This is a genomic window from Halomonas sp. A3H3, assembly GCF_000982975.1.
Classification (GTDB): domain Bacteria; phylum Pseudomonadota; class Gammaproteobacteria; order Pseudomonadales; family Halomonadaceae; genus Vreelandella; species Vreelandella titanicae.
Map to the genome: position 1 here is coordinate 908309 of NZ_HG423343.1, position 15579 is coordinate 923887.

The 15579-nt window shown below is 54.3% G+C and carries 18 protein-coding genes; 5 read left to right on the forward strand and 13 right to left on the reverse strand.

All coding sequences use genetic code 11. The features are described from left to right. Positions 1 to 21 precede the first annotated feature (21 nt). The 5 genes from HALA3H3_RS03900 to HALA3H3_RS03920 all read right to left on the reverse strand — a co-directional run bounded on the left by HALA3H3_RS03900 (position 22) and on the right by HALA3H3_RS03920 (position 4706). On the reverse strand, positions 22 to 270 hold the full coding sequence (locus HALA3H3_RS03900; protein WP_022520021.1) for a YkoF family thiamine/hydroxymethylpyrimidine-binding protein: 249 nt from the start codon (positions 268 to 270) through the stop codon (positions 22 to 24). 9 nt (positions 271 to 279) lie between these two features. Further along, positions 280 to 1107 (reverse strand): alpha/beta fold hydrolase, encoded by an 828-nt coding sequence (locus tag HALA3H3_RS03905; RefSeq protein ID WP_022520022.1) that lies wholly within the window; start codon positions 1105 to 1107, stop codon positions 280 to 282. Between the two features lie 130 nt (positions 1108 to 1237). Then, the gene (gene dinB, locus HALA3H3_RS03910) at positions 1238 to 2284 is read right to left on the reverse strand and encodes a DNA polymerase IV (RefSeq protein ID WP_022520023.1); all 1047 of its coding nucleotides are present in this window, start codon (positions 2282 to 2284) and stop codon (positions 1238 to 1240) included. 44 nt (positions 2285 to 2328) lie between these two features. Next, complete coding sequence (locus HALA3H3_RS03915; protein ID WP_022520024.1) at positions 2329 to 3792, reverse strand: protein adenylyltransferase SelO; 1464 nt, start codon at positions 3790 to 3792, stop codon at positions 2329 to 2331. Positions 3793 to 3839: 47 nt separating this feature from the next. Continuing rightward, the gene (locus HALA3H3_RS03920; RefSeq protein WP_022520025.1) at positions 3840 to 4706 is read right to left on the reverse strand and encodes an NAD-dependent protein deacetylase; all 867 of its coding nucleotides are present in this window, start codon (positions 4704 to 4706) and stop codon (positions 3840 to 3842) included. A gap of 106 nt (positions 4707 to 4812) precedes the next feature. On the opposite strand from HALA3H3_RS03920, the gene HALA3H3_RS03925 reads away from it, so the two are divergent. The 3 genes from HALA3H3_RS03925 to HALA3H3_RS03935 all read left to right on the forward strand — a co-directional run bounded on the left by HALA3H3_RS03925 (position 4813) and on the right by HALA3H3_RS03935 (position 8695). Beyond that, positions 4813 to 5985 (forward strand): UbiH/UbiF/VisC/COQ6 family ubiquinone biosynthesis hydroxylase, encoded by a 1173-nt coding sequence (locus tag HALA3H3_RS03925; protein ID WP_022520026.1) that lies wholly within the window; start codon positions 4813 to 4815, stop codon positions 5983 to 5985. A 9-nt stretch (positions 5986 to 5994) separates the two neighbouring features. Continuing rightward, complete coding sequence (locus tag HALA3H3_RS03930; protein ID WP_022520027.1) at positions 5995 to 7236, forward strand: PDDEXK-like family protein; 1242 nt, start codon at positions 5995 to 5997, stop codon at positions 7234 to 7236. 265 nt (positions 7237 to 7501) lie between these two features. Continuing rightward, the gene (locus HALA3H3_RS03935; protein WP_022520028.1) at positions 7502 to 8695 is read left to right on the forward strand and encodes an E22 family MetX-like putative esterase; all 1194 of its coding nucleotides are present in this window, start codon (positions 7502 to 7504) and stop codon (positions 8693 to 8695) included. A gap of 99 nt (positions 8696 to 8794) precedes the next feature. On the opposite strand, the gene HALA3H3_RS03940 is transcribed toward HALA3H3_RS03935, so the two are convergent. Then, the gene (locus HALA3H3_RS03940; RefSeq protein ID WP_022520029.1) at positions 8795 to 9448 is read right to left on the reverse strand and encodes a DsbA family oxidoreductase; all 654 of its coding nucleotides are present in this window, start codon (positions 9446 to 9448) and stop codon (positions 8795 to 8797) included. A gap of 665 nt (positions 9449 to 10113) precedes the next feature. On the opposite strand from HALA3H3_RS03940, the gene HALA3H3_RS03945 reads away from it, so the two are divergent. Then, positions 10114 to 10635: an NADPH-dependent FMN reductase gene (locus HALA3H3_RS03945; RefSeq protein WP_022520030.1), complete on the forward strand. Its 522-nt coding sequence runs from the start codon at positions 10114 to 10116 to the stop codon at positions 10633 to 10635. 269 nt (positions 10636 to 10904) lie between these two features. On the opposite strand, the gene HALA3H3_RS03950 is transcribed toward HALA3H3_RS03945, so the two are convergent. Then, the gene (locus HALA3H3_RS03950) at positions 10905 to 11483 is read right to left on the reverse strand and encodes a class I SAM-dependent methyltransferase (RefSeq protein WP_022520031.1); all 579 of its coding nucleotides are present in this window, start codon (positions 11481 to 11483) and stop codon (positions 10905 to 10907) included. Between the two features lie 267 nt (positions 11484 to 11750). Here HALA3H3_RS03950 and HALA3H3_RS03955 point away from each other — a divergent pair, with 267 nt between their 5' ends. Continuing rightward, positions 11751 to 12170 (forward strand): putative periplasmic lipoprotein, encoded by a 420-nt coding sequence (locus tag HALA3H3_RS03955; protein WP_022520033.1) that lies wholly within the window; start codon positions 11751 to 11753, stop codon positions 12168 to 12170. Positions 12171 to 12276: 106 nt separating this feature from the next. Here HALA3H3_RS03955 and HALA3H3_RS03960 read toward each other — a convergent pair whose 3' ends face one another. The 6 genes from HALA3H3_RS03960 to HALA3H3_RS03985 all read right to left on the reverse strand — a co-directional run bounded on the left by HALA3H3_RS03960 (position 12277) and on the right by HALA3H3_RS03985 (position 15537). Further along, the gene (locus HALA3H3_RS03960) at positions 12277 to 12564 is read right to left on the reverse strand and encodes a HigA family addiction module antitoxin (protein WP_022520034.1); all 288 of its coding nucleotides are present in this window, start codon (positions 12562 to 12564) and stop codon (positions 12277 to 12279) included. 10 nt (positions 12565 to 12574) lie between these two features. Continuing rightward, the gene (locus tag HALA3H3_RS03965; RefSeq protein WP_053856897.1) at positions 12575 to 12853 is read right to left on the reverse strand and encodes a type II toxin-antitoxin system RelE/ParE family toxin; all 279 of its coding nucleotides are present in this window, start codon (positions 12851 to 12853) and stop codon (positions 12575 to 12577) included. 108 nt (positions 12854 to 12961) lie between these two features. After that, a complete protein-coding gene (locus tag HALA3H3_RS03970) occupies positions 12962 to 13924 on the reverse strand; it encodes a ribonuclease Z (protein ID WP_022520035.1) in 963 nt (320 codons plus the stop codon). A gap of 118 nt (positions 13925 to 14042) precedes the next feature. Next, the gene (locus HALA3H3_RS03975) at positions 14043 to 14336 is read right to left on the reverse strand and encodes a HigA family addiction module antitoxin (RefSeq protein WP_022520037.1); all 294 of its coding nucleotides are present in this window, start codon (positions 14334 to 14336) and stop codon (positions 14043 to 14045) included. Next, positions 14336 to 14695, reverse strand: a complete 360-nt coding sequence (locus HALA3H3_RS03980) for a type II toxin-antitoxin system RelE/ParE family toxin (protein ID WP_238326066.1) — start codon at positions 14693 to 14695, stop codon at positions 14336 to 14338. The genes HALA3H3_RS03975 and HALA3H3_RS03980 overlap by 1 nt, the downstream gene beginning before the upstream one ends. Continuing rightward, positions 14692 to 15537, reverse strand: a complete 846-nt coding sequence (locus HALA3H3_RS03985; RefSeq protein ID WP_022520039.1) for an EamA family transporter — start codon at positions 15535 to 15537, stop codon at positions 14692 to 14694. The genes HALA3H3_RS03980 and HALA3H3_RS03985 overlap by 4 nt, the downstream gene beginning before the upstream one ends. Positions 15538 to 15579: the final 42 nt, after the last annotated feature.

Below are 15579 nucleotides of genomic sequence, written 5' to 3' on the forward strand. Positions count from 1 at the left end.
TGGGCGGCGTTTGCTGCGTGATTAACGCGGTCGGCGGTCGCCTTCGAGAAAGTTGGCCGTGAAGACCGCTTTGCCGTGGGTTTCGAACGACCACTTCATCACCTCGCTCAGTCCCGCCATGACCACATCGAACTCGCCAAATACCTGGGTGCTCATGCGATTCGGGTGTACTTCCAACCCTGTCGCCTCAAGGCGTTTCACCACCTCTTTGACCACCGGCTTGAAGTCATCGGCCAACGGGTAATAGCTAAGCTGTACGGAAAGATACATAACGCCTCCTTACGCTGTGTTTTGGGGCTGACGGACGCTGGATAAACGCTGCCAGGCAGCCAAAATAGCGGCACGGGTCTCGTCCGGATGCTCCATCGGGAACATATGCGTACCGGGGACTTCACTCACCGATAGCCCTCTACGCTTCAAGCGTTTTATACGTGAAGCGGTCAATAGGTGGGACTCTTTGCCCGCCACCAGTTCTAACGGCACGCCCAAACGCTGCGGCAGGCGCGATAGGTGATCCGGCAGGTGGCGGAAAATTTCCACCTCAATACCAGGATCAAAGGTCAGTTCTGCACTGCCATCGTTTAGCAAGCGCGTCCCTGCTTCAATGTAGTCGTTGAGCGCCTCCGGGGTAAAGCGACGAAACAGCCCCCGGCGACCCAGCGAACTTGCCATCGCTTCGCGACTCGGCCACACGGTGCGCCGACCCAAGGTTTTTCCAGCAGGGGTAACCCGATCCACAAAGCCAAACCGCTTGGCGGCTTTCATTGCCCAGGCGTCCTTCCCCAGCATCAAAGGGGGATCAAGCATAATTACCCCGCAGAAGCGCTCGGGCTGCTTATCCGCGGCCATGGCCATTAGCGTGCCACCCAAAGAGTGCCCCACGCCCAGAAGCGGCGTATCCGTCTCGGGTAGATAGCTCAGCAGCTCATCCACCAAGTTGCCCCAGTTATGATTAACGGGGTAGTCAGGGTGGTGACCCAGGCGATCCAGAGGGTGCAGATCAAAGGTCTCTGCCAGTGGGTTCAGCAGGCTGCGATAGCTTAAGCCCGGAAAACCATTGGCATGGGCAAACACTAAACGGGGACGTTGGGCAGCATTAGCAGACATGGCAAGGCTCGCGCGTTAAAAAGGCAGGAAGACGGCTAATGTGAAACATGATTATTTACGCCGCCTATCATACATCTGTTTTAACGCGCTCCTGCATGAGCGTCAATCGACAAAAGGATTAACAGGCTAATTAAAACAGCGACAGTTGATGCTCCTGGCTGTTGTCCGCCAGCCGATACCCCACGCCAAGCAGACGCACGGGACGCTCGCCACGTGCCCAGCCAACGTTAAGCAGGGTTTCAAACTGTTCAAGGTTAGGCGCGGGGTCGGCGTGTTCGACGGTGGTTTGGGTAAAGTCGTTGAACTTCACTTTTACGATTAACCCGCGCACCGCCAGTGGCGGGTCAAGCCGTGCGTAGCGGCGCTCTAAATCTTCGATCAGCGCGGGTAGCTCACGGCGGCAGGCGTCGAGGTTGGGTAAATCCTGGGCGTAGGTCTGTTCGGTGCTGACCGACTTGCGCTCCCGGTGGGTTTTCACCGGGCGCTCGTCCCGCCCCCAGCTCAGCTCATGCAGTCGCCGTCCAAAACGGCCAAAGTGCTCGACCAGGTCGGTTAGCGTGCGGGTACGCAGGTCAGCGCAGGTGTGAATATCCAGCCCCGCCAGTTTCTCGGCCGTACGCGGTCCTACCCCGTGGATTTTCTTGACCGGCAACTGTTGTACGAAGCTATCGACCTTATCCGGCGTAATCACGCACAGGCCGTCGGGTTTGTTCCAGTCGCTGGCAATTTTGGCCAGAAACTTGTTGGGCGCTACGCCCGCCGAAACGGTGATCCCCACTTCGCGGCTGACCCGTTCACGGATCGCTTCAGCCATTAGCGTCGCGCTGCCGTGATGCTGGGTGACCTCCGAGACATCCAGAAAGGCCTCATCCAGGGAGAGCGGTTCGATCAGTTCAGTCACATCGCGATAAATGGCGAAGACCTGGCGGGCAACTTCTTTGTATTTGGCCATCTCACCGCGGATCACGGTGAGGTGCGGGCAGCGCTTGAGTGCCTGAGCCATCGGCATGGCCGAGTGAATGCCAAATTCGCGGGCGGGATAGTTGCAGGTGGCGACCACCCCGCGCTGCTCGACGCTGCCGCCAATCGCAATCGGTATATCCCGCAGCGCGGGATTATCGCGCATTTCCACTGCTGCATAAAAGCAGTCACAGTCGCAGTGAATGATTTTGCGCACCGGCTAGCCTTCCAACTGTAAAAAAACACAGTCTAGCATAGGCGTTATGTGCCACAGAAGGTTCTTAGCACCTGCTCATTTTCCGTGGCGGGCGCCGCTAAACGGCGCGCTTCAACAGATTCATCGAACGGCTTAGTCACCACTGCCAATAAGGTGTGGAAAGGCGCAAAATCACCTTCGTAAGCGGCATCAATGACCTCTTGAACCCGGTGGTTACGGGGAATAATGACCGGGTTGGCGCTTCGCATGGCCGCAAAACGCTCACTATCTTGGCTGGCTATCTGCGCTTGCTGCCAGGTATCCAGCCACGCGGTCAACTCGCCAGGCTGAGTCGTCAGCGCCAGCAGTGCCTGGCGGTACTCATCGCTCGGCGAGGAAGCGTATTGCGTGAGCGCGTCAAAGGTGGCGGTCATGTCCATCCGCCCCTGATGCATCTGGCTTTCGAGACCTTCCATTAGCGCTTCGGCTTGAGGGCTTTCCGCCGCTAAACCGAGCTTATCGGCATGCAGGCGGACTTGCTCGGCGTTGAACAGTGATTCAAAGCGCCGGATGGCGTCAGTGGCCTGCTCCACGACCGCGTCGCCCTCTTCCCGCATCAACGGCAGCAGCGTTTCGGCAAAGCGGGCCAGATTCCACTGAGCAATCGCTGGCTGGTTGGCAAAGGCGTAGCGTCGGCCTTGATCGATGGAACTGTACACCTTCTGCGGATCGAACTGCTCCATAAAGGCGCAGGGGCCGTAATCGATGGTTTCGCCGGCGATGCTGCAGTTATCGGTATTCATCACGCCGTGAATAAAGCCGACGCTGATCCAGCGGGCAATCAGCACCGCCTGACGAGCGACCACCGCTTCCAGCAGCGCCATATAGGGATCTTCTGCGTTGGCGGCATCCGGGTAGTGGCGCGCAATCACATGATCCGCCAGGGCTTTGAGCAATGCTTCATCCCGCTGTGCAGCGGCAAACTGAAAGGTACCCACGCGAATATGGCTACTCGCCACGCGGGTAAAGACGGCGCCGGGCTCAGCCATTTGCCGTACCACTCGCTCGCCGCTCGCCACGGCCGCAAGGGCACGGGTGGTGGGAATCCCCATGGCGGCCATGAACTCGCTGACCAGGTACTCACGCAGCACCGGCCCTAACGGCGAACGACCATCGCCACCACGGGAAAACGGTGTGCGGCCGCTGCCTTTTAGCTGCACATCGCGGCGAACGCCATTCTGATCGATCACTTCGCCCAGCAGCAGCGCACGGCCATCGCCCAGTTGCGGCACAAAGTTACCGAACTGATGCCCGGCGTAACCTAAGGCGCCCGGCTTGGCATCCGGCATGGGCTGGTTGCCGCTAAACCAATCGGCAAGCGTTGTTGAGTCAGGTATCTCTTTGGCCCCCAGTTCATGGGCAAGCGGCGCATTGAACGCAATCAGTTCGGGTTGAGCCACAGGCGTTGCTTGGGTGGCGACCCAGAGAGGTTCAGGCAAGGTGGAATAGAGATGTTCGAATGGCAGCACGATAGGCTCCGCTATTGATGGCGATATCTACCTAATACCCTAGCACTTCAGTCAAGTAAACGCCGCTGCAAACAGCTCACAGCCTGCTCGAGCACCGGCGTCAACGGCGCCCGCCACTGGTGGGTCAATAGCGCATCTGCCCGGGTGACGCCGAGCGATAGCGATGCTAGCGGCATGCCCCGTTCATGGGCGGCACGGCAGAAACGGTAGCCGGAAAACACCATCAACGAGGTGCCCACTGCCAGTACCGCCTCCGACTCTGCCAGCGCTACCTGCGCTGCAAGCCGCCGTTCGGCGGGCACCACATCGCCGTAGAACACCACGTCAGGCTTCAGGATGCCGCTGCAGCGCGGGCAGTCGAAAATGCGAAAGGTGCTGAAGTCGGTTTCCAGGTCGGCATCGCCATCCGGAGCGTGCCCCGCCTGCAAACCAGTAAAGCTCGGATTCATGCGCGCCATTTCGGCATGCATGGCGTGGCGCATCATTTGATAGTCGCACACCATGCACTTCACCATGTCCGCTCGACCATGGAGGTCGATCACCCGGCGGGAACCAGCGCGCTGATGTAAACGGTCAACGTTTTGGGTCACCAACTGCTGGATATAACCCTGTGACTCCAGCGCAACCAACGCACGGTGTGCGCCGCTGGCTTGGGCTTCGCGCATGGCGCTAAAACCGATCAGCGCGCGGGCCCAGTAGCGCTGGCGAACGTGATGAGAACTCATGAAGTCGCCATGCTGCACCGGGGGTGGCCGCTTCCACTGACCATCCGCATCGCGATAGTCCGGAATGCCACTGTCGGTACTCACACCGGCACCGGTAATCACCCACAGTTTGGGGTGCCGCTGAATAAAATCAGCCAGTTCCTCGCCCGCCTGGGCAACGCTTTCTGCAATTTCCACGGCCTGCGTCAATCGTTCACCTCTAGGCAATGTGGCTCAAACTCAACGATACTGTATAGCAACAGCGGGCCATGCAACGCGCCCTTTAACGGTTATTGTGCACCCAGGAGATACTCTTATGCAGCACGATCATGACATTATTATTGTCGGTGGCGGCATGGTGGGCGCCGCTCTGGCGGCTCGCGTGGGTCATGCGGGTTTCTCCGTTGGGCTGGTAGAGCACGGCGATGCCCCTACTCCCCCTAGCGGTGACTATGACCTGCGTATTTCCTCGCTGAATGCGCGCTCGTTAGCGTTCGTTAAGGCCAGCGGCACGACGTTACCTGAGGAGCGTTGCTGCCCTTTTCGGCATATCGATGTCTCCAACCAGGACGGCACCGGCCATTCGCTGTTTTCCGCTCAGGATAGTGGCATGGATGACTTCGGCATCTTTATCGAAAACCGCACGTTGCAGTACGCGCTATGGCAACGGCTAGAACAACTGCCCAGCGTCACCTGCTACACCCAATGCGCACCATTAAGTACGATCACCTCAAGCACTGGCCGCCTGCTGGAGCTGGATAATGGCAAAACCCTAAGCGCCCGTTTGATCGTCGGCGCCGACGGCGCGCAATCGACCCTACGTGAGCTAGCGGGGATCAACGTTAGTAGCCACGATTACCATCAGCGGGCGATGATTATTAACGTGGAAACCGAACTGCCCCAGCAGGATGTCAGCTGGCAGGTCTTCACCCCCACGGGCCCCATTGCCATGCTGCCATTGCCCGGCCATCGCGCTTCCTTGGTGTGGTACGACACAGATAAAACCACCCAAGCCCGCGAACAGCTGGACGATGAGGCACTTAAAGCAGCCATCGAAATGGCCTTCCCTAAACGCCTGGGCAACCTCATCCGCATCGTCGCCCGGGCCAGCTTTCCCATCAAGCGCCAACACGCCCACCGCTACATCGGCAAGCGTCTGGCACTCATTGGCGACGCGGCCCATGTGGTGCACCCGCTGGCAGGCCAGGGGTTAAATATCGGCCTGCAAGACGCCGACACCCTTGCCGAGATCATTATTCAGGGCCGCGACCCCGGCGACTATGTCAACCTACTGCGCTTTGAGTGCCAGCGCCGCGCGGCCAACCAGGCGATGATCGCCGCCACCGACAGCTTTCACCACCTGTTTACCGGCGCCAAGCCGTTGCGCCAGCTGGGCGATCTAAGCCTGCAGCTCGCCGAGCGTTTCCCGTTCGCCAAGCGCATGATGATGCAGCAAGCCAACGGGTTGAATCCGTTTAAATTCCATTAGGATTCATCAATGTATTCAGAATCGAATGATTTGGCAGCTTTGGAGCGGTTTTTCGAGAAGCTGGCACTGCTGCCCAAGCCAGAACCCCTGACACCCAATTTGTTTTCGGTTGCAGGACCTGGTCAGAATGAGAACCGACTATCCGACTTAATGGCCTTCTTTATGGGCGGTTATCCCGGTGCGCCTCACTGGTTAGCCAAGGCCGTTCTGCATGCACTAGTTCGTAAAGAGCGATTCGATCATGACCATCTACAGCAAGTCGACTGGGAAGCAGTCACTACCGAACGGGAAGCAGGGAGCTGGAATGTCGAAAGCGAATCGATCAAGCGCTTGGACTTATTGGTTTCAGGAAACAACTTCGTATTGGGCATTGAGCATAAAGTATGGGCTTCGGCGACTAATAATCCGTTTTATGCCTATGACGACTTGCTGAAAAGCTATGAAGTTAATATCTACAAATGCGTTTTATGCCCAGATGACTCCAAGGAAGGCGTTCAGGCACCCGCCACTAACGCAGGCTGGCCAACGTTATCCTACTCGGAAGTATTGGTCTCAGCTTATGAACTGTACGGGAAAGACGTAGCCCCATCTGATCAGACGAAATGGCAAATTTTCTATCAAGAGTTGTTACAGCACCTCACTTCTATCGCCCATCCAACTGAAGAAAAGACAATGACGAAAGTCGAACTGAATTTTTCGTTGAAGCATTTCAATGACCTGTATGAAGCATCTCAGCGTTTGGAGCAATTCGAACAGGAGTTGATGGCGGAAGGTAAAAGCCATATTGCGGCTGCATTGCAAATAGCTACCAGCGATATCCATACCAAGAAAAAGCCGGAAATTTGGAGTGAAGAGACAAGAGTATGGCGTTTCTTCCCCAGTGCTTGGAGTAATACAGGAGCCTCCCAAATATGCCTCGTTTATTATCCTTCATCAGAGTCGGAAGGTGATGAAAGCATCGGTTTTGAAGTTCGGGCCTACTTGGAAAGCCAGGTAAGCAGTGACCCTTGGCTGAAAAAAATCGAACGGGCATTTTTAAAGGTAACGCCTGTCACCAAACACCCAGACTGTACTTGGTACAGAGAAGGCCATGGCAACGACACTTGGCCTGAAACCGCTGGGCGCTGGTTGGCTTTGAGTGCTTGGCCCCGGGAGTACACCAAGACAGGTGCGATGAAAGCACTGGGTGATTTAGCCAAATGGGTGGATGAACACGCTTTCGAGACAGAAACCAATATAGCCGACTCATGAGGCTAGGGCGGACGAGAGGCCGCAGTAGCATCAAGGCATCAGCGCGGAGCAAAGACGTCTATTACTAGTAGTGGTCCCCCGTGGTAAACATTGTTAACCACTCGTTCTTCCTCAAGCACTTAATATGTTAAACGGTGCTGAATGATGATGCAGCAAGCCAACGGGTTGAATCCATTCAAAATGCGCTAGGGTCTACTACGCTGAGAGGGTGGTCACTGCCGGTGGCCCATAACAATCACAATAACCCCTCGTTAAAGGCAACCCTATGGCATCTACACGATACGCGCTGTTCACGGCAACGCTCTGTTCCGGCCTTGGCCTCCTTCTGGCTTCTCCCCTGTGGGCCTGGGATGGGGTCGTCGAGAAACAGACCTTCGAAATGGACAGCTTCACTACCCATGGCGGCGAGACGATCCCCAACGTCACGGTGGGTTGGGAAGCCTACGGCGAGCTCAATGACGCCCGCGATAACGTCATTCTGATCACCCACTTCTTCTCTGGCACCAGTCATGCGGCAGGCCGCTATGAGGTAGATGGGCAGCCGACCGGCTACTGGGATGCCATCATTGGCCCCGGCAAGCCACTCGATACCGATGAGTACTACATCATCTCCTCGGATACGCTGGTTAACCTGAATGCCAAAGACCCCAACGTCACCACCACCGGGCCCGCCTCCATCAACCCTGACACCGGCGAGCCCTGGGGCATGGACTTCCCGGTCGTCACCATCCGCGACTTTGTCGAGGTACAGCGCGAGCTACTCGAAAGCCAAGGCATTGAATCGCTGCATGCGGTGATGGGTGCCTCGATGGGCGCGCTACAAGCTATCGAGTGGGCCAGCGCCTATCCTGACCGAGTTGAACGCTTAATCTCAGTGATTGGCGGCGGCGTTGCCGACCCTTGGCTACTGGCCACGCTAAGCGCCTGGGCAGCGCCGATTCGTTTAGACGCCAACTGGAACGAGGGTAACTACTACAACGGCGAACCACCTACCGACGGGCTAAAAGAAGCGCTAAAACTGGTGACACTCAACGCCAACCACTGGCAGTGGGCTAACGAAACCTTTAACCGCGATTGGGCCGATGAAGCGCGTGACCCCGCTCAGGATATCAACGCCCGCTACGCGATCGAACAAACGCTGGATGATATCGCCGCCGCCCGCGCTGCCACTTCTGACGCTAATCACCTGCTCTATCTAGTGCGCGCCAACCAAACCTTTATGGCGGGCCACGGCGAGTCGTTAGAGGAAGGGCTTGCCGCCATCGAAGCGCCGACCCTGATGCTGTATAGCGAAAACGACCTCGTCTTCGCGCCTGAAGGTGTGCGCGGCACCGCAGAGTTGATTGAATCAGACGGCACCGACGTGACGCTTGAAACCCTGGATGGCAATCGAGGCCACTTGGATGGCGTTGTTTCCATCAATCAAGCAAGTGATACGTTGCGGGCGTTTTTGCAGTAAGGGGGGTAGCGCTGGCTTTGAGTCTTAAAGCCAGCGCTTAAGAAGTTGCGATATGAACCAGGCTAACTAGCCGCCATTCAGGCCAGAGCCTCTAAAACATTATCGGTTGGCGTTCTCTTCGGCCACCTGGCGAAGCGCATCGACAAGCACGTCAGCTGGCTGGGCACCAGGAATCAGGTAACGTCCATCCAGAATGAATCCCGGCACGGCGCTTACACCCGCTTCTATGAAATGCTGCTCTGCCGCGCGTACTTCGTCTGCGTACTGATCAGACCGGGCGATGGCCTCGGCAACATCACCATCAAGCCCAACCTCAATGGCCTTCTCCCGCAAAACCTCTGGGTCTGAAGGGTTTTTCGCCTCACCGAAGTAGGCATCGAAAAGTGCTAACTGCAGGGGCGTCTCTAGATTTTGCGTGGCGGCCCACGCCAGCACGCGGTGGGCAGCGAAGGTATTGTTCGCTCGACGCTCCTGGGCGCCACGAAAATTTAATCCAAGCTCTTCGGCCACCGCCATAATCTCACGCTGGGACTGCGCCATGCTGGCCGCGTCCTTGCCGTACTTGCGGCACAAGTGCTCCAGGATCGGCTCGCCCTCGGGCGGCATGTCAGGGTTGAGTTCAAAGGGCTGCCAGAAGAGTTCAACGTCGATCTCGCCATCAAGGGTTTCTAGCGCTTGTTCCAAGCGCCGATAGCCGATCGCGCACCACGGGCAGGCGACATCAGATACTAGGTCAATTCTTACCTTCTGCATGATAGATCTCCTCGTTGGGTTCGGTCGTCAGCGCTCAAACTGCGCTAAGCCTTGGCTTTTATCAAGCAACACCTAAACGCAACCCGCCTAGTCGGTTGTGCACTTTTTCCAACCCATTGACGGCGTTGGTAAGCAAAAGCCTCTTACTCACGGCTTAGCAGCTTACTAGTTCCAACGCTGGGGGTTGAACTGGTAACGAGGACTAAAGTTCGTCAGCACCAGGTGGGCAGCTCTGTCGATTCGGCAAACGCGGCGATCATGACTTTCCCTGGTTTGTGTTTGAAGATTAAGGAGTCATGGCTTTCAAGAATGTAGCTTGCACCTTATCAAGAGAAAGGCAACCACACCCGATGCAGTCTGTCATCATATCTCTCAGTTCAATTAACTGCGTTATCTTCCTGTTTAGCTCGCCTCGCCACCTAGAGCCCAATTTGTCCCAATCAACAAGAGTGACACGGGTATGATTCGGAAGCTCTTCAAGCTCAAATAAAATGCCTATAAGTTTATTTTTCGCACCCCTCTTGACCTAAACCTTAGTTGAGGTTTCAGAATAGCCCTACGTCAAAGCCAACTCAAGCTTATCGCTTCAGATAACATTTTTATTAAAAACGTGTAACTAAAACCAAACCAACACCCTTGAAAAAATAAACTCAGAGGATTTTAAAATGAAAGTACTTTCCTTCGGCGCTAGCAACAGCAAAAGCTCCATTAACAAAAAGCTGGCTTTTTATGCAGCACAACAAATCAGCGATGCAGATATTTCGTTAATCGATCTTAACGACTTTGAAATGCCAATATTTAGCGAAGACAGAGAAAAGGAGTCTGGCATCCCTGAATTGGCGCATGCTTTTTACAACGCTATCGGTGAAGCAGATGTCATTGTAATGTCATTCGCGGAACACAATGGGACTTATACGTCAGCCTATAAAAACCTATTTGACTGGACATCACGAATAGATATGAAAGTATTTCAAAATAAACCCGTTCTTATGCTATCTACCTCGCCTGGTCAAGGTGGGGCACAAAGTGTTTTAGCTTCCGCACAAGCGTCAGCTCCCTATTTTTCAGCAACCGTTATAGGCGCGCTTTCCTTACCAAGCTTTTTTGACAATTTTGACTTAGAGCAGGGTGTTGTCACTAACCAGCAGTTTAACCGAGACCTACTTGGAATATTAAGTAAGATTTAAATTTTTCTATTTTTGGGAAATCATCTGCAGTCTGTCATTACAGGCGCTATAGAAACTGATAGCGCCTGCCATCACCAGTGGCAAAATCGCTGCGACTCGAAGGATATGACACCTGGAGAATGACTTGGCTATATGCTATTTCAGACCATAACAAGCTTCTTCACGTTAAGCTCTTCGCAATATTGGTCAGCATACCAAAGCGCATACTGGAACTGATGATTCAGCCAGCTCTCTGCCAAGATATCAAAAACAGTAGTCCGTTTAACTCGTTAGACGTCTTTGACTAGAATAGCTTCCCATATCGATTTTGGCATAGCGTACTTGTGCGTGATCATTTCTTCTAAACTGAGCATATTCCAGCCGCTTTGGAAAAGGTGCTCGATGGAACTTCGATCAAAAAAACGCTTGGGCTCGCCATGAACGGAGTAGTAGTTTGTATCGATCAAGGGGTGTCCCGAGGCACCGAAGTGATGATCGTTTGTCGAGTTCAACCGACAAAGGAGAATGCCGCTATCGTTCAGAGTGTCACGTATACGAGTGACAAGGCGCAGCGTCTCAGCCCAAGGGAAATAGTGTAACGATAGGCTCGCAACGACCACGCTGGCTTTTCCATTCTCAAGCGGGAAAGGATCGCGTAGGTCTTGAACAAAAAAACTCGCGTTGGGTACGCGGCCTCTAGCCGTTGTTACGGACTCTTCAGATAAGTCGAGTGCGACAAGGTCGACGCCAGCTCCAACAAGGATTGCGCTATCTTCACCAGCACCACAACCAAGCTCTAGGACTGGCCCGCAGTGAGCTCGATCAGTGATAAGAGGCAACCAGCGTTGGAGCCAGGGGTCTGAATACATGGGGAATCCTGAAGATATCTAATTAACAGTGATTTCATAAATTAATTTAACTCTACCCCATTGATTCCCACACGAGCAAAAATAAATTCAGCAGTGCTTAAAGCAACCATCGGGCGTATCTCGGTGCATAATCATCAAAGTCAGAGATAGCTTTTAAAATGCCTCAGCGGCGCATAGCACATCGACATATACCAAAATACGATCAAACTGATGAAAGTACATTCCGCCCTATACTGAGAAGCACCCAGTAATGATAAGGAGGCAGCTATGAAAAAAGCATTATTAGCGCTAATCACTACGATGCTGATAAGTGGGTGTAGCAACAGCAACACCACCGCATCAAACGCGCCCGTTTCAGATACTGCAACCGAGCAAAACCAACCCCACCATCAGGTTACCGATCAATGGGTCGGCCGATGGATTGGCGTTGAAGGGTTATTCCTGGAAATCAGCAAGGACGAGCCTGCAGGCCCGGGACATTATCTCCTTCACATGCGCTACGGCCTGGATGACGACCAAATCGGCACCTTCGAAGGGCAGGCCACCACCGAAGGCATTAGCTTCAACCGCGGAGACGGCCCGCAGTTGCTTCGCTCGGGCGACGGCGAAGCCACCGGCATGAAGTGGCTATTGGAAAAGGAAGATTGCTTGGTAGTCGCAACAGGTGAAGGCTATTGCCGCGACTGACCTGAGCGGTGGTCACTCAAGGAGCGGCGGGATAAAAGCAGTTATTCAGCCGCTAGTTCAGCAAAGTGGCCCGCTTAATCCAGGGTGTACTTAAACCACCGCTGCTTTAAGCGGCAACCAGCCTCTTTACTTTAAGCTCTTTGCGATGCTGTTCGGCATGCCAAAGCTCGTATTGGGACTGCTGGTTCAACCAGCTTTCCGCAGAGGTATCAAACGCAATAGAAAGCCGCACAGCCATTTCAGGACTAATACCCGCTTTGCCGTTCAGCACGGCACTGAGCGTTTTGCGGCTTACACCCAGCGCTTCAGCAGCAGCTGTCACAGTAAGGCCTAGAGGCTCCAAGCAAAGCTCGCGTAATACTTCACCAGGGTGGGGAGGGTTGTGCATCAACATTGGCGCTACCTCAGTGATAATCTTCGTAATTCACTATCTCGGCATCTCCGTTCTCGAACCGGAACGTCACGCGCCAGTTACCACTCACCGTGACTGACCAGATTCCAGAGCGCTTACCTGAGAGTTCGTGCAAGCGAAGACCTGGCAAGTCCATATCGTTGACATCTGACGCTGCATTAAGTCGACCAAGAATAAGCCGAAGTCTCTTTGCATGCGCGGCCTGAATCCCTGCAGTGCTGCCGGATTTAAAGAATTTTGCCAAGCCTTTGTGTTTGAAGCTTCGGATCATCTATCAAATGTACCCTGCTACGTATCAGGTGTCAAAAGCATATAAAAATCAAAAATAACCAAGAAACTGACTATGCCACTACAGGAGATAGCACGATTAGATTAAAGACTACTTGCCCGCCACTTCAGTAAAGTGGCCCGCCTTATCCAGGGTGTATTCGCCAAAATCCTGCGCCAAATAAAGCGAGCCTGAATAGGCGTTCTCGGCCTCTTTGCGGATATCTTCGATGGAGGGCGTCGCCTTGAGGTTGAGCTGGTAACGGGGGCTAAAGTGCGTCAGCACCAGATTAGGTAGCTGTACGGTTTCGGCAAACGCGGCGACAAGCTTAGCGTAACTATGCCCCACATCACCGGCCTTCTGGGCCATTTCTTCGGTGTAAGTGGCTTCATGCACCAGCACCTGCGCGCCCTTGCACGCCTCAAACAACAAGTCAGGCTGGTCATTGTCCCCCGCTACCACCACTTTTCTCGGCTTGTGCTTGAAGATCAGATAGTCATGGCTTTTTAACCGCTCACCCGCAAACTCAACATCAACCCCTTGCTTCAACTGCCCCCACAACCGCCCTCTCGGAATACCCTTCTGCGCTAGTTTATCCACGTCCAAGGCGGCGTCGACCTTTGTCTCCGTAAACCCATAAGCATAGGACGGCGCCCGGTGTGAAAGCCTGAACGTAGTAATCGCCATGCTCCCAAACGCAACGCTTGGCAGCTCGTCCGAGTCGATAAACTTCAAAGCGAAGGGTAAACATAGCTGCGTGGCCTCGCAGGTGGCCTCCAACCACGCCTTGATACCTGCGGGTGCCACAATGGTCAGGGGCGCTTTCCGGCCGCCCATTCCCGCACTCGCCAGTATGCCCGGCAGCCCATAGCAGTGGTCGCCGTGCTCGTGGGTAATCAAGATGGTTTTCAGCGAATGGAAAGACAGCTTCGTGTGCAAAACCTGATGCTGGGTGCCCTCACCACAATCGATCAGGTACCAGCCCTTCCCCTGGCTTTCTCGCAAAGCAATCCCGGAGACGTTTCTTGTTTTGGTGGGTACTCCGGCGGAGGTTCCTAGGAATAGTAAATTCATATCGCATCCATGCCTTCTCTTTAGAACCCCAAGCCTGGGTTGCAGGCATATAGAGTTCCAATAAGTTCGTTTTCTCGGACTTTTTCGACAGGAGGATCAGAAGCAACGATAGCTCTCGTTAAGCGGCTTCAAAATCCAATGGCTGAAGGTCGTCCAAATTAATTGTGCTGCGAGCCATCCATAGATCATACATATCCTGCATCGCCAGCCAGCTTTCTGGGGTGCGCCCAAGCACTTTGGATAGACGCAAAGACATTTCGGGGCTAATACCGCTATCCCCCTTGAGCAACCGCGACAAGGTGGAGGGGGAAACGCCCAAACTGGATGCAAGCTGACGAGAGCTGATACCAAAGGGGGCGAGGTAAACCTCTCGGATAAATTCGCCGGGATGCGGTGGGTTATGCATCGTCATTAGTGATAATCCTCATAATCAAGAATGTAGGCGTTGCCATCCCGAAATTCGAACGTCATGCGCCAATTTCCGTTGACCCAAATCGACCATCGCCCCTTGTCTTTCCCCTTCAATGGGTGAAGCCGAAAACCGGGGATATCCATGTCTTCCACTGATATAGCCGTATCCAGAGCAGCGAGCTGCATGCGCAACTTCTTGGCATGATCTACCTGTATGCCAGCGGTGCTACCAGACGAGTAGAACCTTTTCAGTCCTTTGTGACGGAATGATTTAATCATGAGGAAACTATAGCCTGTTGCGCACCAGGCAACAACAAAAAAGGTGAATTCACCACCGACTACTTCTCGGATGAGTTTCAAGGCTTACAGCGCGTCAACGCAATCCCGCAAGCGATCAGGCCTGAAGAAACAAACCGCCATACGCCGAAACCTTCTTTCAGAATGATGGTGGAAATCAGTGCGGCGAACAGCACACTGGTTTCTCGTAAAGCCGAGACCATGCCGAGTGGGGCGTAGGCCATGGCCCAGATAACGATCCAATACGCACCGACCTGCATTCCCCCGCCGACAATAGCGGGAGCCAAATTGCTGGATATAACTCTTTTTATCTCCTTGGCTTTCCATATCAGGGCAATAGCAAACGTCAGTAAGCCGTTGCCGAGCGTTAACAAAACAGCAAAGCCGAGCACCGAGCCAGCTTGTCGTGCCCCCAGGCCGCCTACCAACGTGTAGGAAGCGATAAAAGCACCCGTACCGAGAGCAAGGAGGATAGCACGGGGATTTCTGGTGATACCGGTGCTTGTATCAAAGGCTAACGACATCACGCCCACCCCAAGAAACAGCACGCCGAGTAACGGGAGAAACCCCAACATTTCGCCAGCGAATGCGGCTGCGCCAAGGGTAACGAGTAATGGCGCCGATCCACGCGCTATGGGATAGACCTGGCCGAAATCGCCATAGTGGTAAGCCATGGGCAGGCAAAAGTGATATGCGGTATGAATCAAGATAGCCAAGCCAAGCAGCGGCCAACTGGCAGGATCGGGGAGCGCCACGAAAGGCAGTGCAAACACAGAAACCAAGCTGCCCAACAGGGTAATCACTGCCATAACGGCGATCCTGTCGCCACTCACTTTAATGATCGCATTCCAACTGGCGTTAAAGATGGCAGCGAGCAGTATAACCATTGTTATTTCTAGGCTCATATCACCGTGTCCTTGAGCGGCAGGATGCTACGTTAAGAAAAA